Source organism: Alkalitalea saponilacus (assembly GCF_900168165.1).
Classification (GTDB): Bacteria; Bacteroidota; Bacteroidia; order Bacteroidales; family Marinilabiliaceae; genus Natronoflexus; species Natronoflexus saponilacus.
In genome coordinates, this window is record NZ_FUYV01000020.1 from 19,964 (window position 1) to 41,558 (window position 21,595).

The window sequence follows — 21,595 nt, forward strand, 5'->3', positions numbered from 1 at the left end:
TGTAATAAGTTGTTTATTGAATGATTTCCATTGAATAGCCTTCTCTTTTCAGGAATTCCAGGGTTAAAGGCAAGGCCGTTTCAAGTCGGGGCCATGCTTTTAATGAATCGTGAAACACGATGATCGATCCGGAACGAACGTTCCGGATGACATTTTTGTATATGTCATCTGCTGATAAATCATTTTTCCAATCCTGACTAAGCAGATCCCACATCACTACTTTACTAAAATTCCTTTTCAGGAATCCGATATACCATGGGTAGAGTTGGCCATGAGGTGGTCTGTAGAGATTTCCTCCTATGTAATGCTTTCCTTTTTTTATATCAGAAAAATATTCACTCTTCGACGATTGCCACGCCTTCAGATGCGAATATGTATGATTCCCTGTTGCCATGCCGTTGTTTATGAGCATGCTGTATACCTCCGGGTGTTTTCTTACATTATCTCCCACGCAAAAAAAAGTAGCCTTTGCTCCATATTTGTTTAGCATCTCTACTACCCTGGGTGTTACCTCGGGAATAGGTCCGTCGTCAAAAGTGATATAGACTCGTTTCTCTTTTTCCGGAATCCTCCATGTTGTGCCGGGAAACATCCAGCGCAAAAGAAGAGGCGGGCGTACTTTCATATCAACGGTTAAAAAAGCCAATTCGTTGAAATAAGCGTTCGTGATCTTCTTCAAATTCTCTGATTAATTCATCCCTATTGAATAATCTCAAAGTCCTCACTATTTCAGAGTATATAGCAAAAGATCTTTGTATTTCACCCATGTGAGCGTTTCTGATGCGTTGTGGCAAGTTTGTGAAGAATCTTAATTCCTGATAATTCTCCTCTTTCAAGCCACGTATAACTTCATCTGCTTTTTCAATTTCACCAATTTGATAATAGCTGTCTGCTATAAACAGTGAGAAATAATTATGAGGTAGTCTTGAAGGTGGCAGCATGTTCATGGTTTTATCCAGAACGGCCAAAGCTTCTTCATCCCGTCCTTCTTCAATCAGAGCCGAAGCCAACCTGGAAAGATTGTTTCGAATGTTGACCCCCATCCTTCTATGGTTCTCATCAAGATATACGGATGGATCATTCCAACCGTCAAAAATGAATTCGTTCATCACATTATTAAACATGCGATCAGTGTCAACCCTGCCAAACTGACCATCAACGCTCTTGGTTCTGATTGGTACAATTTGATAAGCGAATCCTTCAAGCTGGAAATAATCCTGTAAACCAACGTAATTATCGCTGCCAACTGTTACTGCAAAATATATGGGTCGTTCCCAGTCGTTGTGTGCTAAAAGGTCAAGTACCATGACCTCATTTTTCATTAACCGCTCTTTATTCAAGTCAATGAACATCAATGAATCAATCAGGTTGGCGTGTCGTTCGCCTACCATTCCGTTTTCAACTACTTTGCGCCAGTCTGCCGGTATTGTGAACGATTTTGAAGGAAGATGCTCAATGCGTCCACTGTAGTTGGGAATTTGTTTGCTCCTGGGGCTTTCACTTGCCAGAAATCGTATGGCTTCTTTTAAGTCCACATACCCTTCAATTCGGTCGATTAACCAAACAACATCTCGTTTCCCAAGTATGTATTGTTCACGCTCCATTGAAAAATTCAATGGTTCGGATTCGTAAGCCTGCCTTTTCATTTGATCAATGTACCAGTCGGTTTGCAGGTAGCTGAGGTTACATACTCTTACATCTGTTCTTACGCCTTCAACCTCCTGTGCATACCACAGAGGAAAAGTGTCGTTATCCCCCATGGTGAAGATGACACCATTTTCACCAACAGTATTGAGATAGTTGAATGCCAAATCACGTGCAATGGTTCTGCCGGAGCGGTCGTGATCGTTCCAGTTCTCTTTTGCCATATTTGCAGGAACTAGAACAAGCACGGCAAGCGTTCCTGCTGCTACTGCCGGCATGGCCGGAAGAAATCTTCGAAAGCCATCGATGATTGCAAGAACTCCCAATCCTATCCAAATGGAGAAGGCGTAGAATGAACCAACATAGGAGTAGTCCCGTTCACGGGGCTGAAGGGGAGTTTGGTTGAGGAATATCACAATAGCAAGACCTGTGAAGAAGAACAGGAGCATCACCACCCAGAAGTCGCGTTTCCCTTTTTTCCCTGATCCATATTGATAAAGTAATCCGATGATTCCCAGTATCAGGGGAAGCATATAATATTTATTTCTCCCCGGGTTGTTTTTGTATGAATCCGGCAAAATCTCCTGGTCGCCATACATCCAGTTGTCAATGGCGGAAATTCCGGTGATCCAATTTCCTTTGTGCACTTCCCCATGTCCCTGCATGTCGTTTTGGCGACCTGAGAAATTCCACATAAAATACCTGAAGTACATAAAATTGACCTGGTATCGCACGAAGAAAGTCAGATTTTCAAAGAATGTTGGCAACTGAATGGTTGTCGGGGCGCCGGTTTGATCCTGCACGGTCATTCTTCGTCCGTTTATGTTGGCCCACTGTTTGTATTCCTCAATGTGACGAGCGTCGCGACTGTGCATTCTGGGGAAGAAAGTGGTTGTCCTGCTGTCAAAACGATGTTTTCTGCGATGGTCTATCACTTCATATCTGTCTCCTATTCTGGCATAAACCGGGCGGCCTTTTTCCGACTCCATAGCGTCCCAATCCAGGGGAGAGTTGTAGTATTGGCCATAGAAAAGCGGACTATCGCCATATTGCTCCCGGTTAAGATATGATCGAAGCGCGAAAACATTGTCCGGGGAGTTCTGATCCATGGGAGGATTCGCGGAAGAGCGAATGATGATGGTGGCGTAGGATGTGTATCCCATGAGTATTACCGTGATGGCTGTCAAAATAAAGTTCAGAGCTGCTTTTTGCTTTACATAGGTGTAATAAACTCCATATGCAAGTGCTCCAAACAGTGCCACCGTATAGAAAATAAGACCTGAGTTAAAACTTAAACCGAAGCTGTTAACAAACAAGAGTTCAAACCATCCGGCAACTTTAATGGTTCCCGGTATGATGATGTAAAGAATAAAGCCCAGTATGGCGAAAGAGGTGAGTAGAGCAATGAGACTATTTTTACGAGTCACCTCATATTTTTTGTAGTAATAGACCATAACAATAGCAGGAATTGCCAAAAGGTTCAACAGGTGAACTCCAATAGAGAGTCCTATGAGGTAGGCAATTAGAATCAACCAACGGTTGGCATGGGGCTCGTCGGCAATAGATTCCCACTTCAGAATGGCCCAGAAGACAATGGCGGTAAACATGGATGAGGTGGCATAGGCTTCGGCCTCCACTGCCACAAACCAAAAGCTATCGGAGAAAGTATAGGCCATGGCACCAACAAAACCAGCTGCTATTACTGACCAGATTCTCCATGGCTCATTGTAGGCCTCTTCAGATTTCAGAACAATTTTCTTTGCAAGATGTGTAATACTCCAGAAAAGGAACGCAATGGTGAAGGCTCCTGCCATGGCCGACATCAAATTTATCGTATATGCCACATACGAAACATCGGGTGCAAACAGTGAAAAGAAGCGCCCCATTAACATGAAAAATGGAGCCCCCGGTGGATGAGGAATCTGCATCTTGTATGCTGCGGTTATACGCTCACTGCAATCCCAAAAGCTTGCAGTTGGTTCTAAAGTTAAAGTATAAACAACAGCGGCGACTAAAAATGCCAGCCATCCGAAAATGCTATTGTACCTGGAATATTTGTGCATAGGTTATAGTTTTCAACAATTTATCCTGATTATCATTTTTCACTGATTGCCAAAAATACAATAATCTGCTTAAAAAAGTATCAATATTGATACTTTTAAGTGCAGAAGGCTAAGATGTTGCCAGTTAACAAAAAAGTGAAATAGCAAAAAGCAGAGTTAAAATTGATTGATTTACAGTGTTTATGCAACTTTTTCTTTTTTTTAGACTGTTTTTTTTGAAAGATACCTGAAAACATTCTATATTTGCATCGCTTTTCAAGGAAAAAGCACTCAAGTTTGTCTCGTGGTGTAATGGTAGCACAGATGGTTTTGGTCCATCTAGTCAGGGTTCGAATCCTTGCGAGACAACAATTTAAGCGATCGTTTACGATCGCTTTTTTTTTGCTCCGACAAACTAAATTGCCAGATTGTTCGTTTGTTTGAAACAACCCTTAATATGGAAATCAGGCTGATTGTCTGATGATTGATTAACCTTTTCGATTAGTGGAAAGAGATTTGCAATTAGTCCTCTTTTGCAGAATGAACACTTTTTGGCTAATATTGTCACCTGTATAGAGACTGTTTGATTTTAGCCAGTATATATTTCATTGAGTTGTGGTACTAAAGTTGTATCTAAACATTTTCAAATGACCTTTTCTTTTGGAGAGAATTTAAACAGTTACAACATAAAGAATCGTTCATTTAGATTTTATATTACTAATTAAAAATGATTTATTAATATGAAAAAAGCAGTATTTGTTATTTTGGCATGCATGCTGATAATTCCTGCGGTATCTAATGCACAGGGAAGAGCAATAGGACTTCGCTTTGGGGGAGGAAACCTGGTTGGTGCCGAAATTTCATATCAAACCCCATTTAACGGTGACCGCCTGGAGCTGGACTTGGGGATTAAAAGTTCGTCGCACTGGAGCCATTGGTCACTAACAGGTATCTACCAGTGGGTGTGGCAAATTGAAGGAGGTTTCTATTGGTATGCGGGTGTGGGTCCCTCAATTGGGAACCGTTCTTATTCTGGTCCTGGTTACAGAGATGACGGAATGTTTTTGGCTGCTGCCTTAAATGCCGGCGTGGAGTATAATTTTGAAGAGATTCCACTTCAACTTTCAGTAGACATTCGTCCTGAATTGGGGTTGATTAATACATATGACAGGGGCGTCTTTAGTTTGGCTTTAGGTGTCAGATACAGGTTCTAAAACCTTGTTGTAAAATTTTTTAAAACAGATAACACTTTGGTGTTATCTGTTTTTTTATTTGTGAAGTTATGGTCCTCATTTTTTGTTCGTCCAAATATCTCAACCTTATTTACGATCATTAATTTCTAATTTTCTGAAATAATGCAGGTTAAATTTTTATATTTGATGTTTTCATGTTTTCGAACATGGGAAAGGCGTTCTATATTTACGTGAACTTTCGTAAGAAGCGTATCACATAAAGAGTTTATAATCAGTATAATATATGTTTAGGGTTGTTTTTTATAAGAGACAATGAAATCCATCCTGTTTTTAGATATTGAAACGGATCCTGAACACAAAAGGATACTAGATATTGGTGCAATAAACAATCATGGGCACCAAATGCACTCCAATGCTATTTCCGATTTAATTAAATTGATAAATGACGGCAGTTTTTTATGTGGACATAACATCATCCGTCACGATTTACCATATCTTAAGAAGGTGTTGGGAGAGAAACTCGTAAGCAGTCCGGTTATAGACACTTTGTTTCTTTCACCGCTACTCTTTCCAAAAAAGCCTTATCATGCTTTACTGAAGGATGATAAACTTCAAACTGAAGAGCTAAATAATCCTCTTAATGACGCCATTAAAGCGATGGATCTTTTTTACGATGAAGTGACTGCTTTTAAAGAGTCGGAGGAAGAGTTGCGGCAAATTTTTTATTCCCTTTTGGGGAATCAGGGTGAATTTGCTGCATTTTTTCTGTTTGTAGGTTATGAAAGTGAAAAGACAAATGTTATAGAATTGATCAGACGCAAATTTGCTTCACAAATTTGTGCTCACATTGATTTGGAACAGTTGATCTGCAACAACCCTATTGAACTAGCCTATTGCATTGCACTCATCAATACCGGATGTCGGAGTTCATTTACTCCGCCATGGGTGTTAAAGAATTTCCCGGAGGTTGACAGGGTGATGTATCTGTTGCGTAATAATCCTTGTTTAAAAGGCTGTACATATTGTGATCAGTCTCTTGATGCCGGGAAGGGATTAAGAAAGTTCTTCGGGTTTGAGTTTTATCGGCAATATGGAGGGAAGCCTTTACAGGAAGAGGCTGTGAAGGCGGCCATCCAAAACCGTTCGTTATTGGCGGTTTTTCCTACGGGAGGAGGGAAGTCCATTACTTTTCAGGTTCCTGCACTGATGAGTGGTGAAAATGTCAGAGGTTTAACGGTAATCATCTCTCCGCTTCAAAGTTTGATGAAGGATCAGGTTGATAACCTTGAGCGTGCCGGTATCACCGAGGCCGTTACCATTAACGGACTGTTGGATCCAATTGAACGTGCAAAATCGTTCGAACGGGTTGAAAACGGTTCTGCATCCATGCTCTATATATCTCCGGAATCGTTGAGGTCCAAAACCATTGAGCATTTGCTTCTGGGACGCAACATTGTGCGCTTCGTCATTGACGAAGCACACTGTTTCTCAGCATGGGGACAGGATTTCAGGGTGGATTATCTCTACATCGGTGATTTTATCAAATCCATTCAGGAAAAGAAAAATCTCACAGATCCAATTCCTGTGTCGTGTTTCACGGCTACGGCCAAGCAGAAAGTAATTGAGGATATAAAGAGCTATTTCAGGGAGAAACTTGCGCTCAAACTGGAGCTTTTTACTTCACCTGCCGCGCGCGAAAACTTGCTTTACAAAGTGCTTCCCAAAGAAACGGATGAGGAGAAATACCAGGCCATTCGTCATTTGGTTGACGGAAAAAACTGTCCCACCATTGTTTATGTGTCCCGCACCCGGCTCGCGACCAAGTTGGCTCAGCGGCTATCGGACGATGGCTATGCCGCAAAAGCCTATCACGGAAAAATGGACAAGCAGGAGAAATCGGAGAATCAAGACGCTTTTATTCGTGGCGACCTGCAGATTATGGTGGCCACATCGGCTTTTGGGATGGGTGTGGACAAGAAAGATGTGGGCATGGTGATTCATCATGATGTCTCTGATTCGCTGGAAAATTACGTGCAGGAGGCAGGAAGAGCGGGTCGTGATGAAAAGATCACGGCCGAGTGTTACATTCTTTTTAGCGAGGAGGATTTAAGCAAGCATTTTATTCTGCTTAACCAGACCAAACTCAATATCAAGGAGATTCAGCAAATTTGGTCGGCCATTAAAGAGATTACCCGTTTTCGTGCTACGGCGTCCAACTCTGCTTTGGAGATAGCCAGAAAAGCCGGCTGGGACGAAAATGTGGTGGAAATTGAAACCCGCGTGACCACAGCCATTGCCGCACTCGAAGAGGCCGGATACATTAGGCGCGGACAGAATATGCCAAGGATTTTTGCCAATAGTATATTGGCAAAAAATGCTCAGGAGGCCATCGAAAGAATCAATCAATCGCACCGTTTCAATGATAAACAGAAGGTGCATGCTGTGCGCATCATTAAAAAACTGTTTTCCGGTAAAAGCCGGAAACAAGCCTCCGATGAGGTGGCAGAAACAAGAATTGACTACATTTCCGACCACCTTGGTATTGTAAAAGAGGAGGTGATAAACGTGGTAAACCTACTTAGGGAGGAGCGCATACTGGCCGATGCCAAGGATTTAACCGCGTTTATAAAACGCGGTGAGAACAAAAACCGCTCGCTTAATATATTGCAGACTTTCGGCAAAATTGAGACTTTCTTTTTGTCTGCCATTGATGAAGATGAGAAAGTGCTGCATCTGAAGGAACTGAACGAAGCGGCAGAAATGGCTGGCTGTATAGATGTTTCGCCAAACAAGCTGAGAACCATCATTAACTTTTGGACCATTAAAAACTGGATAAAAAGGCGGAATCATGACTATTCGAACCACCATTTTTCCGTTATGGCCAACAACCCGGTTGGCGTATTAAAGGAAAAACTTGAGAAACGCCACCAGCTTGCAGCTTTTATTGTCAATTACCTATTTGCGAAAAGCAACGAAAGTATAACGGCAGAAGATCAGAACAAAGAACAACTGCTTGTGGAGTTTTCGGTACATGAATTAAAGCAGGCCTACGAGAAGGAGCAGGCTCTTTTTAAATTGTCTGTTGCCATTGAGGATGTGGAGGATGCACTGTTTTATCTTTCACGAATTGATGCCATAAAGATTGAAGGCGGATTTTTGGTGGTTTACAACAAATTAAGCATCGAACGCATTGAGCAGGATAATAAGAAAAGATACAAAACCGATGATTACACCAAGCTGAAGCAGTTTTATGTAAATAAAATTCAACAGATTCACATTGTCGGGGAATACGCAAAGAAAATGATCAGTGATTATAAGGAGGCACTGCAATTTGTAAACGATTATTTTAATCTCAACTATTCAACTTTTCTAAACCGATATTTCAATGCAACGCGACAAAAAGAGATTCAGAGGAATCTCACCCCGTCGAAGTTCAGGCAATTGTTTGGGGAACTCTCCCCGTCGCAATTGAAAATTATAACCGACAACAGCTCTCGTTACATTGTAGTAGCAGCCGGTCCCGGAAGTGGAAAAACCAAGGTGCTGGTGCATAAACTGGCTTCGCTGTTGCTAATGGAAGATGTGAAGCATGAGCAACTGTTGATGATCACCTTTTCGCGTGCGGCAGCCAGTGAATTTAAACAACGGCTGATTGGACTCATAGGGAACGCAGCGGCTTATGTGGAAATAAAAACGTTTCACTCATACTGTTTTGACCTGTTGGGGAAAGTCGGTTCCATTGAAAAATCGGATACCATCATCCAACAGGCCATTGATAAAATCCGAAACAAGGACATTGAACCAAGCCGCATCAGTAAAAGTGTTCTGGTGATTGATGAAGCGCAGGATATGGATCTTCATGAGTTCTCTCTGATAAAAACGCTGATGGATTTAAATGAAGAGATGCGCGTTATCGCCGTAGGCGATGACGATCAGAACATTTATGAATTCCGTGGAGCCAGTTCCAGGCATCTGGAGCAGTTTATCACCCAATATCAGGCCAAAAAATATGAGTTGAATGAAAACTTTCGCAGCAAAAACAATCTGGTAGAGTTCACCAACAAAGTGGTTCAAAAAATACGTTACAGATTAAAGGAGACTCCCATTGTGGCAAGACAAAAGGAGAATGGGGAGATAAAAGTTACCAAATACCGGGGAGGAGGGCTCATTACTCCATTGGTGGAGGAGATTGCCGGAGGGAATCTTGCCGGAACCACCGCGGTACTTACCCAGACCAACGATGAGGCTCTGTTGATTACCGGACTGCTCAATAAAATGGGATTTCCGGCTAGACTGATTCAGTCAAACAGCGATTTTAGCCTTTACAATCTTTATGAGATAAGATTTTTTATTGACCAGTTGAGTTTAAATGGTGATCAGGTAGTGATCAGTGATGACACATGGAAACAGGCAAAACGAAATGTTTGGGAGAAGTTCAAAACCAGTTCAAAAATAGACGTCTGTATCAACCTTGTTAAAGAGTTTCAGTTGAGCAACCCCAAACAGAAATACAGATCGGATTTTGAGGTGTTTGTCAGGGAGTCCAAAGCTGAAGATTTTATCAACATCAACGGAGAAACCATCTTTGTTTCAACCATACACAAAGCAAAGGGGAAGGAGTTTGATCATGTATTTCTGCTGCTCGATAATTTTGTGACGGATAATGATGAGAAAATAAGACAGCTTTATGTGGCAATGACTCGGGCTAAAGAGAATCTTTCCATACACTTGAATGGTGCGTTTCTGGACGATGTGTCAAACAACAGTATTCCTTGTAAAATGGATGACCGAAATCATCAAAACCCCGAATGGCTCATATTGCATCTGACCCATAAAGACATATGGCTCGGGTATTTTACTCACCGACAACATCTCATCCCGGATCTTTTAAGCGGAGACCCTCTGCTGATCGACACCGAAGGTTGCACGGATGCAAAAGGGAGGCGTGTTTTGAAATTTTCCACCGCATTTAAAGAGAAACTGTCACAATTCGAACTAAAAGGTTATAAACCCACAAGCGCAGAAGTTAATCATATTCTTTATTGGAAAAATGAAGATACCGACACCGAAATAAAAATCATATTGCCGGAAGTGAGGTTGGGGAAATAGATGGGGCAGATGCTCTTATAATAGATGGTTAGGTTATTAGATTATTAGGTGTTAGCCAAAAATAAGTTATTGATTACAAGTGTGTTTTTTGTTTAAAAAGCAGGGTTGAATACATCTGGATTTCATTAAACGTATCGTTCCTACGGAACTTTAAGAATAAAAAATTGCTTATTAATTGAGAGCCGTAGGCTCGCATCTATTTTGTAAGGATGGACTTTAGTCCATTCATAAGCAGTTGTATCAATGCGAAGGATAGCTGTAGGCTCGGGGCATATTATATGAGGTCAGAAAAGATATATCCCTTTCGCCCTGCATCCCACGTCCTGCTGTGCTTTCCGCCCTTTTTTGCTTTCTTTTTTTTCAACCCCCATCAGATAAGCGTTTAATTCTCCCTAATGCCACAAAGCGGCAGGTTATTCCAACCCAATGGCAACGCCTTGGGTATTCGCACAACAAGGCGATTTCGTCCTGAAAGGACAGCTTAAATCAGAGCAAGCAATATTTGCAGAAAGAAATTCTCAGTTAGCGGGAATCTTTTGCAAGCAAAGTGGGCACACGGCAGTCTCTGGTTTTGTCCATAAACAGCGGTCATAGGTTTGATCATAATATGCCACGTTCCTACGGAACTCAGTTAATCTGTGGGCGGTTCTTTTAACCGGATTAAAATCCGGTCTTATAAAATGTGTCGTTTCTAGGGAAATTTGTAAAGAAAACATTCAATTGACCTTAAATTTGGCCTTATAAAATTAGGTTTTCCTATGAAATTTTAATGCTTTAAAAATCGATAATCGCATTATAAAACAGTATCTTTATCTAAAATGAGTTGATATGGAACTTACAGTTAATATAAAGGAGCAGAGAAAAATAGCTGCATTTCTTAATCTAATCAAAGATATTGATTATATAGAGATTGTTAGTGTGAAAGAAGGATTGCAGGAGCTTCCATCCGAGCATAAGGATTTACTTGATAAAAGGCTGCATCGAATAGAAAACGGCGAAACGACTTTTAAGAATTGGGACTTGATTAAAAAGAAATATGAAGACAAAGACGTATAGTCTTGAATTATCAGACGAGGCAGAAGTTGACTTTGATAAATCATATGAATTTTATTCTGAGGACAGCATAAAAGTTGCTGACACTTTCTTTAAGCAAATTAATCTTGGTTTTGAGAATATCAAACAAAACCCAAAATCGTTTCCAATTGCTCACAATGATGTAAGAAAGTATGTTGTAAAAAAGTTCCCATTCGTGATTTACTATCGAATTGTTCATGCAGTAATACAGGTAATTGCGATTTTCCACACGAGTAGAAATCCTGAAATATGGAATGAACGGACATGATAAATTTGCTATTCTTTATGAAGGAAAGAACTCTTTTGTAAATTTTAACCCTCGCTTGGAACTTTCTATGCAAGCAAAGCGGGCACACGGCAGTCTCTGGTTTTGTCCATAAAGAGCGGTCATAGGTTGGATCATTATTTGCTACGTTCCTACGGAACTTTAGGAATAAATTACCACAAGCATATTAACTCTTCCCAAGATACCTCAGCGTCCTTGCATCGCTGCCTTTAGCTCTTCTCTCTCCAAAAAATCCTCTGTGCTTTTGCGTCTTTGCGTTTATATCTTCCCTCCCCATCATGGCATTTCTTTTACAGAAAAAATGGAACTATCTATTTTTTCTCAGATAATCCCGACAAATTTCTTTTTCTTTGCATAAAATTATTACCAGCAGGAATTATTCACATTGGTTTGTTAGGATAATCTGAGGTATTTATGCTCAGTAATAACGAATCACATGATATTTTTTGGTTTATAAAAATTTGTGTCTTTTCGCCTTTGCGTTCAGACTTTTAAATTACATGCGCTCAATATAAATGGAAAGATTGATTACTTCGAATCTGAAACTTGGAATCATTGCCGGGGGACAACTTGCGAAAATGCTGATACAGGAAGCAAGTAAATGGGATATTGCAACATATGTACTGGATAAGGAGAAGGAGTGTCCGGCAGGAAGCATCGCTTCATGCCTGATAAGTGGCAGCCAGACTGATTTTGATGATGTTTATAACTTTGGCAAATTGGTGGATGTTTTAACCTATGAAATGGAAAACATCAACATAGAAGCTTTAAAGAAATTGAAATCAGAAGGTGTTGTCATTAAACCCGACCCTGATGTTCTGGAAATGATTCAGGACAAAGGATTGCAAAAAGAGTTCTACCGAACGAATGGAATTCCCACCTCTCCCTTTGTTTTTGTGGATGGTTTGGAAGAGATTGAAGAAAAAATTAATTCCGGAGAGATCAAATTTCCGTTCGTACAAAAGATAAGAAAGGGTGGATACGACGGACAAGGTGTTGCGGTGGTAAACAGTTCCGAAGAACTTGGAAAAATCCTGCCTGATGCTTCCATCATTGAGAATAAAATCGAAATTGACAAGGAGATAGCAGTGATTGCAGCCCGCAATCAAAATGGTGACATCAGTTGTTTCCCTGTTGTAGAGATGGTTTTTAACGACAAAGCCAATCTGGTTGACAAGCTCATTTGTCCTTCAACCATCACTGCCGGGCAGACTGAGAAAGCCATTAACATAGCATCGCAAATCATTGGTTTATTAAATATGGAGGGATTGCTTGCTGTTGAGTTTTTTGTAGATCAGGATGGTGAGGTTATTGTCAATGAAATGGCTCCACGACCGCACAACAGTGGACACCACTCCATTGAAAGCATTATAACTTCCCAGTTTGAACAACATTTACGTTCAATTTTAAACCTGCCTCTGGGAAGCACAGAATTAAAATTGCCGGCGGTAATGCTTAACATCATTGGTGAAGAAGGATACCAGGGCAAAGTAAAATATGAAGGTCTTACTGAGAGTATGGCAATACCGGGAGTTAAGGTTCATTTGTACGGAAAAAAAGAGACCCGGCCATTCAGAAAAATGGGTCATGTTACCATTCTTTCGGCGAATATGCAAGACGCACTTAAAAAGGCCGACAAGGTAAAGGAATTGTTAAAAGTAAAGTCATGGGAAAAAAAGTAGTAAGCATAGTAATGGGATCCGACTCGGATTTGCCTGTCATGAATCAGGCAGCTGAAATGCTGGAATTATTTGGAGTTGAATATGAACTGGATATTGTTTCGGCTCACCGCACTCCCGAAAAGATGTATGATTTTGCTTCCAACGCTCATAAAAGAGGCATTCAGGTCATTATTGCCGGAGCTGGTGGAGCCGCGCACCTTCCGGGCATGGTGGCAGCCATCACACCACTTCCGGTTATTGGAGTGCCTGTAAAGTCAAGTAATTCAATTGACGGATGGGACTCTGTATTGTCCATTTTACAAATGCCCGGAGGAGTGCCTGTTGCCACAGTGGCATTAAACGGAGCTAAAAATGCAGGTATTCTTGCTGCACAAATTGTGGCCGCAAACAATCAGGAGGTACTACAAAAAATCATCAATTATAAAGAGGATTTAAAAAATCAGGTCATCGCAAAATCTGAAAAAGTTAAGCGATAAATCATCTCCTTCATATTTTTATTCCATAAATGTAACAATAATTTAATCTTTTGTTATGACGTATTTTTGCGTCATAATTTTTTATGACGTAAATTTACGGCATAAAAACATCGGGTAGTTCTATTACTTGATTAGAACATCAAATTTAAAGCTCTATATGATATGGCTAAATTAATTAAGAACTCTTTTTCTGCTGATTTGGTCCGTCAGGCCAAATTCTTTAAAGCCTTATCTCATCCGGCGCGTTTATCAATTCTTCAATATCTGGCTGAAACTAAAACATGCATCACCGGAGATATTGCTGATGAACTGCCACTAAGCAGAACTACTGTTAATCAACATTTAAAGGAATTAAAGGAGGTAGGGCTGATAGTTGGCACTGTAGAAGGGGTGAAAACCAATTATTGCCTCAACACGCAGGCCATTAAAGATTTTAAATCATCCGCCATTTCATTTCTCGAGGATTTAAATATTGATACCATAAACTGTAAAAAATAGAAATATGAAAATTTTGATTTTGTGTACCGGCAATTCATGCCGAAGTCAGATGGCTCATGGATTTATGGCCTCATTTGACCAACGTTTAACGGTCTGTTCAGCCGGAACCGAAGCTTCCGGCAAACTTAACCAGAGCGCGGTTAAAGCCATGAAAGAAATTGGCATCGACATCAGTCATCACACATCTGATTCGGTAGAGAAATACCTGGGTGATGAGTGGGATTATGTGATTACCGTATGTGGAGGAGCCAACGAAGCCTGCCCGGCATTTATGGGCAAAGTTAAAAAGCGTCTTCACATTGGATTTGATGACCCGTCGCACGCTACCGGAACCGATGAATTTATCTGGAGCGAGTTTATCCGTGTCAGGGATGAAATCAAAGCAGGTTTTTACAAATTGTATAAAGAAGAAATTGAATCACAACTATGACTGACACAGAAAAAAAAGTTATAATTCCGGAACAGCCCAGAAAAACCATTGGATTTTTTGAAAAATACCTCACAATATGGGTAGCACTGGGAATATTAGCCGGTATTGGGATTGGCCATTTTATTGGTGATGGCATTGAGGTCATCAGCAGCATGGAAATTGCCAGGGTAAACATACCTGTAGCAATTCTTATCTGGCTTATGATATATCCAATGATGCTCCAGATTGATTTTTCCAGTATCAAAAAAATAGGTAAAAAGCCCCGCGGGGTTGTTTGGACGGTAATCATTAACTGGCTTGTCAAGCCATTTTCTATGGCATTTTTTGCCTGGATTTTTTTCTCCAAGCTTTATGGCGCATGGATTGATCCATCTTTAGCCGGGGAATACATTGCAGGTGCCATTATTTTAGGTGCCGCACCATGTACGGCAATGGTTTTTGTGTGGTCATACCTGTCGGATGGTGATCCTAATTATACTTTGGTTCAGGTTTCGGTAAATGACCTGATAATTTTGGTGGCATTTGTACCCATTGTGGGATTGCTATTGGGGATTACAGACGTTGCAATTCCATACGATACTTTGGTTTACAGTGTTTTGATATTTGTTGTGGTGCCACTGGTTGCTGGTGTTATTACACAACGAATTCTCCTTAAATCAAAAGGAGTTCAATGGTTTAAGAATGTGTTTTTGCCAAAATTAAAACCGGTCAGTATAGTAGCATTATTGGTCACTCTAGTACTGCTGTTTGCTTTTCAGGGGCAAAACATACTTAACAACCCAATGATTATTCTATTGGCCGCAGTACCATTAATCATTCAAACCTATTTCATCTTTTTTATTGCATGGTACGGCGGTAAGAAACTAAAACTTAATTATGCCGTTTGTGCACCGGCAGCCATGATTGGAGCCAGCAACTTTTTCGAACTTGCCGTTGCGGTAGCCATTGCATTGTTCGGGTTACAATCCCCGGCAGCACTTGTAACCGTGGTTGGAGTTTTGGTGGAGGTGCCAATCATGCTGTCATTGGTAGCTTTTGCAAATAAAAAGAAATATTGATTATAAAGTTTTTATTCATCCTATGACTCTTAGTCATGGGATGAATAATAAATCAATCTATGGAACTGACTCTTAATGCCATTAAAAAACTAAAAGAGATGCTCGCAGTAGATCATCAAAGGAGCAAATTTATTGAGGTGATAGTGGGCGAACAAAAGGAGCCTCCAAGCCCAGAGTTCTCAATTGTGGACGAGAAAAAGGAACAACACAAAGTTGTTTCTATAGAGGGGATTCCACTTACTATGAGTGTTGAAACAGGCAAGGTGCTCTCGGGGTACATCATTGATTACAAAACACATGGATTCCGAGTGGATTTTATGCTGCCCGAAGGGCGTTGCTGTCGATGATTTTTGGGTTATTATTATAATTTTAATCTACTTATCGCCGGTAAGTTTATAATGAATATTTGAAAAAGCTCTGTGTCCCACTGATTCTGTGTGGCACGATTTACAATCCATTTTTCCGAAGGAATTGTCTAATTTGCCTGAACTGCCATGACAGGCAACACATGAATTAACGCTTTCATTGGCATATTTATTTCCAACATATCTGTTCGCTTTCAAATCATTAAGAGCCATCACAACTTTTTCCGCAACATCGCATGAAAGCCTTCTGCATCGCTCTTTACGCTCGTTGCTGTCAACTTTTACTCCTGCCATTTTACTCCATGAAGTATTGGATACGTGACACAATACGGATTCAGTGGCAAATGCCGGAAGAATAAAATCATGCGCAGGTTTTTTAGGGATGTATTGGGGCATCGGTGTTTGTTCGTACCATTGAAAAATGTCGGTAATCATTCTGTCCCGGACGCTTCTTTCGGAAACAAACAATCCCAATAAGGCTGCAGCGCCATTTAATGCGCCACAAACTGAACCATATCCTCCGATTCCTGCCTGCCCGTAACGGAAGAGATGATATGGGAAACTCTTGTAAGGTTCTCCATATTTTTCGGCCAGCTGCATTACAACGCTTCCAACCACAGCATACATGCAACTCCCGTTGCTGTATTGCTCATAAGCAATTTCTGCTGTGATTTTCGGATCCAGAATATCATAATCCCATGAATCCCCTGCCTGTTTGTATTCTAACTTAAATGGGTCATTGTTGGTCTGGTAATCAGGCTTAAATAGCCTGGATAATGCAAACAAGCCAACTCCTCCTCCAGCCAGCATCCCTAAACTTGCTTTAATTGCTTTTCTCCTTTTCATGCTTTTTTAAAACATTGATCCAAAAATAAGTCCTGATATGGTCGCCATAATCACTACCAATACCACAAATAACAAGGTCTTTTGCGTTCCCATTACGCTTCGAATCACCAACATATTTGGTAGCGAAAGGGATGGTCCTGCAAGCAACAGTGCCAGTGCCGGTCCTTTACCCATACCGGAAGCCATTAATCCCTGTAAAATGGGGACTTCGGTAAGCGTGGCAAAATACATAAAAGCTCCTAAAACAGAGGCAAACAGGTTGGCCCAAATGGAATTGCCTCCCACCAGCGATGAAACCCATTGGTCGGGAATGATGCCAGGCATGGAAACATCATCATAGGTACTTCCCAGTAAAAATCCTGCTATTACCACACCAATTGCCAGCATGGGCATAATTTGTTTTGCAAAATCCCAGGTGGCCAGTGTCCATTCACGATTTTCATCGTCTTGTTTGTCAAGCAGGGTAATGATGCTTAATACAGCAACTCCCACTATCATTGGAACCAAAGGCGATGATGTTAAAAATCCCGATGCAGCAGTGATTATTCCTCCAACCACAACCCATTGCCATTTAATTTTCAGAATGTAAATAAGGGAATACATCAGCATCAGGGAGAAAATAGCCGTCAAATTCCACTTGTTGACCCATATCCAGTACCATGGTCCTTCAGTTACACCCTCGCCGGGTTGTCCCCAGTTGGCGAATACCAGAATGAGAACCAGGGTGAAAAAGTGAAAAGAGGTTTGCCACATGGGGCGTTTTTCCGGTACCTCGGGAATGTTCATCTGTTCTTCTTTTTTCAGCTTCTCTTCTTTGCGATAGATGAACGACATTACCAACCCGATGACAATAGCAAATACCACGGCTCCGATAACCCTTGCTACGCCCATTTCAAACCCAAGAATGCGGGCAGTAAGTATAATGGCAAGGATGTTTATGGCCGGCCCTGAGTATAGAAAAGCAACGGCGGGGCCTAAGCCGGCACCACGCTTGTGAATACTCGAAAAAAGCGGCAAAATGGTACAACTGCAAACGGCCAGAATGGTTCCGGAAACCGATGCCACTGTATAGGCCAGCCATTTTTTGGCGTTGGCGCCAAAGTATTTAAGGACGGCGGCCTGACTGACAAATACTGAAATAACCCCGGCAATAAAAAATGCGGGCAACAGACACAAAATAACATGCTCCTGTGCATACCACCTGGTTAAATCCAGTGTAGCTGCAATGGCATCCTGAAATCTTGCACTCTCCAAAGGCATATAAAAGGCTCCCAGGAAAACCACTACAATCCAAAAAAGGATTTTTAGTTCTTTTTTTAATTCCATTTATCTAGTTTTTAAGATGTTCGTTTCCTGACCGAAACGTATATTTCGGTGTTGTTGTTTGCACGTTAATTACTTTGTTTGGGATCTAAATGGGCCGGCAGATCTTGCTTATTTTTCCGAATATGAAGTTTTATTCCCTGAATCTTTCCGGCACCAACAATACTGAAACATCTGAATTTCTCGCTACTTTATAACTAACGCTTCCTATAAAAACGTTGGTAAAATATCCACGACCCTGGCTGCCCATTACAACTAGCGAATATCCTTGGTGCGCTTCATTTATAATTTCCTGAGCAGGTATTCCATAAGGAATTTTTATTTCTACATTGGTTGCACCCAGTTTTTCCAATCGCTCCTTCCGAAGTAAAAGGCGTTCATTATCAATGTGGTTAAACTCTTCCAGCTTATGTTCAAGATGCCCGGAAATGCGCCCTTTGTCCTGCACATGCATCAGGGTGATGTTTTGAACTCCATCCTTAACCAGCTCTTCCAGATATTCAAAAGCATACATGGAGATATCGGAAAAATCGGTGGCAAAAAGAATCTTTTCTTTGAGGTTGACTGAGGCTGCTTCAAATCCTGATGCATCATTTTTAATGCGTAAAAAAAGCAATGGCTTTTCATGGCTGTTAAGAACCTCTGATGCAACTCCTCCAATCCTGAAAAATTGATGGGTAAACGCGCTATGACCATGCGATCCCATAACAATAAGTGAGACTTCTTTTTCGTCGCAAACCCGTTTGAGCTCTTCGGAAGGCATTCCGTCAGTCAACGCCAGACTAACATTAAAGCCCTCTTTTTTCAATATGTCCTGCTGTCGTTCCAAATCAGGCTTTACCTGTTGATGAACTATTTCCGAAACTTCGTCATTTTCCCTGAACCCCAGAGCATAAAAAAGTACCACCTCCTTGATGTTGAGCGTTTTTAGGTTGGTCATGCAACCAATGATTGCATCAGAAACAGGAGAGAGGTCGCTGGCTATTAAAATCCTTTTAAACATAGGGGGTAGATTTAGTTTGAATTAAAATTGCTGATTAAAAAATTATAAGTAAATCAACCAGATGTAATAAAGTCCTACCAGAATAAATATGACCGCTGCGATTCTTCTGAACCAGAATTCAAAGGTTTTAATTTTGTTGTACATTTTACCTACACTCGAAACACTGAATGTGAGAATCCAGGCGAATAGAATCACGGGCAAACCTGTGGCTATTGCAAAAACCACCGGTAACAAATACCCTATATTTGAAGAAACCGCCAATGGGATGAGCCCTCCAAAATAAATGACGCCGCTGTATGGGCAAAATGCCAGGGCAAAAACAATTCCAAGCAACAATGAACTCCACCAGCTGCCTTTTTTTGTTTTACTTTCCATTTTGTCGGACAAACCGCCCGTAAGGGAAAAGTTGAATTTTATCAGATCCAGCATAAATACACCAATGACAATCAGCAGGGGTCCGATAAAAAGCTCTCCGTAGTTTCCAATGGCTCTTTGAATTTGAAAAATGCTTGAACCTTGTTTAAGAATCAGAATTAAGATAATTCCTAAAACGGTATAGCTTATGGTACGACCTAATGTATATACCAATCCATTGATAAAGGTTTTTCTTTTATCCTGAATGTCTTTGCTGATAAAGCCAATGGCTGAAATGTTGGTGGCCAATGGGCAGGGACTGACAGCAGTCATCAGTCCCAGTATAAATGCAGTAAAAAGTGGAAATTGCGTGTTGTCTGCAAGATTTTGCAAAAACTCCATAGTGGTTAAAGATTTTCATTTACCGAAGCAACCAAAGTGCTCTCAAACTCTTCACGATCTCTGAATCTTAAATAATTTCTTACCTCTGTGGAAATGTCCTTAAATTTTTCTGAATCTCCGTTTCTCACCACAACAACTGTTTGTGAGCGGGCATTGAATTTTTGAACCAGCTCGGCATTGGAGGGATCAGCCAAACGAACCTCTTTAAAAACTACTTCTGAAGCATCAAAGTTGCTCTCCACCATAGTTTTGATGTCGTTTTGAAGCATGTCGCAGGCACGTGCCACACAGCATCCCAGTTGTGCCTTAAAATAAAGGACTTCTGCTTTTTGAGCCATGACAGCCATTCCACTCATTAGGGCGATGGCTGAAATTAAAATAAGTTTTTTCATAGTTATATTGTTTAAACTCTGATTACACAGATTAATTAACTCTTAATGATCCACTAATTTATTTATCTAAAAATTTTTGAGTCTCCGCCATAACTAAACTTTTCAGGCCTTCCGGGTTATTCATAACCATTGCAAACGCCTGCTCTGTAATATTGGTATGCTCATCTTCGGTGGCAATAACCACGCTACTCCATGCAATTTCATATTTGTCGGCCAAATGGGCATTGGCTCGGTCAGAAAAGTCAACCTCCAAAAATGCGACATCTTCATTTCCGGCAAAATTATCGTTGACTGTATTTTGCACCACCTCTTGAATGTTTACACAAGTTGGACAACGCATTCTGCCATGGAAATAGTAAACTTTTACCTTAGCGTCATCAGCTTCGCTGAGCGAGGCTGATTTTTGGCCACTTTGTCCCGACTGTGATTGTCCGCAAGATATAACTGCAAGGACAACAGCGATTGCTAAAAATGTTCTTTTTATCATATTTATAAAATATTTGATGATTGTTTCGGGGTTTTTTGTTTTGAGTTGATAGTTCTGTGTTGATTGAATCAACTATAAACCATAAACACAGAACCATCAACTATCAACAATCAAACTCATTAACTCTTATAAAAACTCTTTCATCAACTTCTTTGCCTTCTCCCAATTCTCATAATTTATGCAATATTTGATGTAAGGGGGCTCTACTTCTCCCTGAATTAATCCGGCATATTTTAACTCCTTTAAGTGTTGAGACAAAGTTGATCTTCCTACTGGCAATTCCTCTACCAAATCACCACTGTAGCAGCAGGAGTCCATGTGTGAGAGTTTTTTCAGGATATAAACCCTGACTGGATGACTCATGGCTTTCATAATTCGCGCAACTTCCTGCACGTCGGCATCCAGCTCAACCTTATTAAGCGTTTGCGGCATCTCCAATAAGTTTCTTTAATTCATCTTTTGACGGGACACGACCCTTTACGACTACTTTGCCATCAACTACGACGGCAGGCGTTGAAACAACATTATAAGACATGATTTCCATTATGTCTTCAACTTTTGATACAGTTGCATTTAGTTGAAGTTCCTCAACTGCTTCCTGGGTTGCCTTTTCAAGGGTTTTGCACTTTGCACAACCCGGGCCTAATACTTTGATATCTGCTGCCATAATAAAATGTTTTGTGTTTTTACGTTTCGCAAAATAACGAAATGTGTTTGTAATATGCAATCTGTTACGTGATTTTTTTAAATAGGTTATAATGTTTTTAAATTTATATTAAATCTGTTTTAAAGATTTTTAGATGTAAGACATATAAAACGACAGACAAGATTAAACAGAAAACCAGATATATCTGATCGTCTTTTAAACTTATTCTATCTGTCTAATCCCGATTCATCGGGATTTATCTTTAATATATATTAAAAACAGTTA

General features: G+C 40.6%; 20 protein-coding genes and 1 tRNA gene. 11 read left to right on the forward strand and 10 right to left on the reverse strand.

All coding sequences use genetic code 11. The annotated features are described in order from the left end of the window. Window positions 1-13 precede the first annotated feature (13 nt). Together B5X70_RS14700 and B5X70_RS14705 are read right to left on the reverse strand one after the other, a co-directional pair. Window positions 14-679, reverse strand: coding sequence for a polysaccharide deacetylase family protein (locus B5X70_RS14700; RefSeq protein WP_198314247.1), 666 nt, complete (start codon window positions 677-679; stop codon window positions 14-16). Beyond that, window positions 627-3,707 (reverse strand): glycosyltransferase family 117 protein, encoded by a 3,081-nt coding sequence (locus B5X70_RS14705; RefSeq protein WP_079558667.1) that lies wholly within the window; start codon window positions 3,705-3,707, stop codon window positions 627-629. Before B5X70_RS14705 ends, B5X70_RS14700 begins: the two co-directional genes overlap by 53 nt. 277 nt (window positions 3,708-3,984) lie before the next feature. Between B5X70_RS14705 and B5X70_RS14710 the strand changes: the two genes are divergently transcribed. From B5X70_RS14710 to B5X70_RS14760, 11 genes are all read left to right on the forward strand, one after another. Then, window positions 3,985-4,055, forward strand: a tRNA-Gln gene (locus B5X70_RS14710). Window positions 4,056-4,426: 371 nt separating this feature from the next. Beyond that, the gene (locus B5X70_RS14715) at window positions 4,427-4,900 is read left to right on the forward strand and encodes a hypothetical protein (RefSeq protein WP_079558668.1); all 474 of its coding nucleotides are present in this window, start codon (window positions 4,427-4,429) and stop codon (window positions 4,898-4,900) included. Window positions 4,901-5,191: 291 nt separating this feature from the next. Then, entirely contained in the window at window positions 5,192-9,988 is a 4,797-nt protein-coding gene (locus tag B5X70_RS14720) for a RecQ family ATP-dependent DNA helicase (RefSeq protein ID WP_079558669.1), read from the forward strand. An 828-nt stretch (window positions 9,989-10,816) separates the two neighbouring features. Next, window positions 10,817-11,044, forward strand: a complete 228-nt coding sequence (locus tag B5X70_RS14725; RefSeq protein ID WP_079558670.1) for an addiction module protein — start codon at window positions 10,817-10,819, stop codon at window positions 11,042-11,044. Continuing rightward, window positions 11,025-11,330 carry a type II toxin-antitoxin system RelE/ParE family toxin gene (locus tag B5X70_RS14730; RefSeq protein WP_079558671.1) on the forward strand — a complete coding sequence of 102 codons (306 nt, stop codon included), beginning with the start codon at window positions 11,025-11,027 and terminating at the stop codon, window positions 11,328-11,330. The genes B5X70_RS14725 and B5X70_RS14730 overlap by 20 nt, the downstream gene beginning before the upstream one ends. A gap of 533 nt (window positions 11,331-11,863) precedes the next feature. After that, window positions 11,864-13,030, forward strand: coding sequence for a 5-(carboxyamino)imidazole ribonucleotide synthase (locus B5X70_RS14735; RefSeq protein WP_079558672.1), 1,167 nt, complete (start codon window positions 11,864-11,866; stop codon window positions 13,028-13,030). Further along, the gene (gene purE / locus B5X70_RS14740; RefSeq protein WP_079558673.1) at window positions 13,015-13,506 is read left to right on the forward strand and encodes a 5-(carboxyamino)imidazole ribonucleotide mutase; all 492 of its coding nucleotides are present in this window, start codon (window positions 13,015-13,017) and stop codon (window positions 13,504-13,506) included. The genes B5X70_RS14735 and purE overlap by 16 nt, the downstream gene beginning before the upstream one ends. Window positions 13,507-13,668: 162 nt before the next feature. Then, complete coding sequence (locus B5X70_RS14745; RefSeq protein WP_079558674.1) at window positions 13,669-14,004, forward strand: ArsR/SmtB family transcription factor; 336 nt, start codon at window positions 13,669-13,671, stop codon at window positions 14,002-14,004. Between the two features lie 4 nt (window positions 14,005-14,008). Continuing rightward, entirely contained in the window at window positions 14,009-14,434 is a 426-nt protein-coding gene (locus tag B5X70_RS14750) for an arsenate reductase ArsC (protein ID WP_079558675.1), read from the forward strand. Continuing rightward, window positions 14,431-15,492 (forward strand): ACR3 family arsenite efflux transporter, encoded by a 1,062-nt coding sequence (gene arsB / locus B5X70_RS14755; protein ID WP_079558676.1) that lies wholly within the window; start codon window positions 14,431-14,433, stop codon window positions 15,490-15,492. The genes B5X70_RS14750 and arsB overlap by 4 nt, the downstream gene beginning before the upstream one ends. A 59-nt stretch (window positions 15,493-15,551) precedes the next feature. After that, the gene (locus B5X70_RS14760; RefSeq protein ID WP_079558677.1) at window positions 15,552-15,839 is read left to right on the forward strand and encodes a hypothetical protein; all 288 of its coding nucleotides are present in this window, start codon (window positions 15,552-15,554) and stop codon (window positions 15,837-15,839) included. A gap of 27 nt (window positions 15,840-15,866) precedes the next feature. On the opposite strand, the gene B5X70_RS14765 is transcribed toward B5X70_RS14760, so the two are convergent. The 8 genes from B5X70_RS14765 to B5X70_RS14800 all read right to left on the reverse strand — a co-directional run bounded on the left by B5X70_RS14765 (window position 15,867) and on the right by B5X70_RS14800 (window position 21,331). Continuing rightward, window positions 15,867-16,703 (reverse strand): C-GCAxxG-C-C family protein, encoded by an 837-nt coding sequence (locus B5X70_RS14765; protein ID WP_079558678.1) that lies wholly within the window; start codon window positions 16,701-16,703, stop codon window positions 15,867-15,869. A gap of 6 nt (window positions 16,704-16,709) precedes the next feature. Beyond that, a complete protein-coding gene (locus B5X70_RS14770; protein WP_079558679.1) occupies window positions 16,710-18,029 on the reverse strand; it encodes a permease in 1,320 nt (439 codons plus the stop codon). Window positions 18,030-18,159: 130 nt separating this feature from the next. Then, the gene (locus tag B5X70_RS14775) at window positions 18,160-19,029 is read right to left on the reverse strand and encodes a universal stress protein (protein ID WP_079558680.1); all 870 of its coding nucleotides are present in this window, start codon (window positions 19,027-19,029) and stop codon (window positions 18,160-18,162) included. Window positions 19,030-19,071: 42 nt separating this feature from the next. Further along, complete coding sequence (locus tag B5X70_RS14780) at window positions 19,072-19,785, reverse strand: aromatic aminobenezylarsenical efflux permease ArsG family transporter (RefSeq protein ID WP_079558681.1); 714 nt, start codon at window positions 19,783-19,785, stop codon at window positions 19,072-19,074. 5 nt (window positions 19,786-19,790) lie between these two features. Further along, window positions 19,791-20,177, reverse strand: a complete 387-nt coding sequence (locus tag B5X70_RS14785; RefSeq protein WP_079558682.1) for a hypothetical protein — start codon at window positions 20,175-20,177, stop codon at window positions 19,791-19,793. A 58-nt stretch (window positions 20,178-20,235) separates the two neighbouring features. Then, on the reverse strand, window positions 20,236-20,664 hold the full coding sequence (locus B5X70_RS14790; RefSeq protein WP_079558683.1) for a nitrophenyl compound nitroreductase subunit ArsF family protein: 429 nt from the start codon (window positions 20,662-20,664) through the stop codon (window positions 20,236-20,238). Between the two features lie 126 nt (window positions 20,665-20,790). Next, window positions 20,791-21,096, reverse strand: a complete 306-nt coding sequence (locus B5X70_RS14795; RefSeq protein WP_079558684.1) for an ArsR/SmtB family transcription factor — start codon at window positions 21,094-21,096, stop codon at window positions 20,791-20,793. Continuing rightward, window positions 21,080-21,331, reverse strand: coding sequence for a thioredoxin family protein (locus B5X70_RS14800; RefSeq protein WP_079558685.1), 252 nt, complete (start codon window positions 21,329-21,331; stop codon window positions 21,080-21,082). Before B5X70_RS14800 ends, B5X70_RS14795 begins: the two co-directional genes overlap by 17 nt. Window positions 21,332-21,595 lie beyond the last annotated feature (264 nt).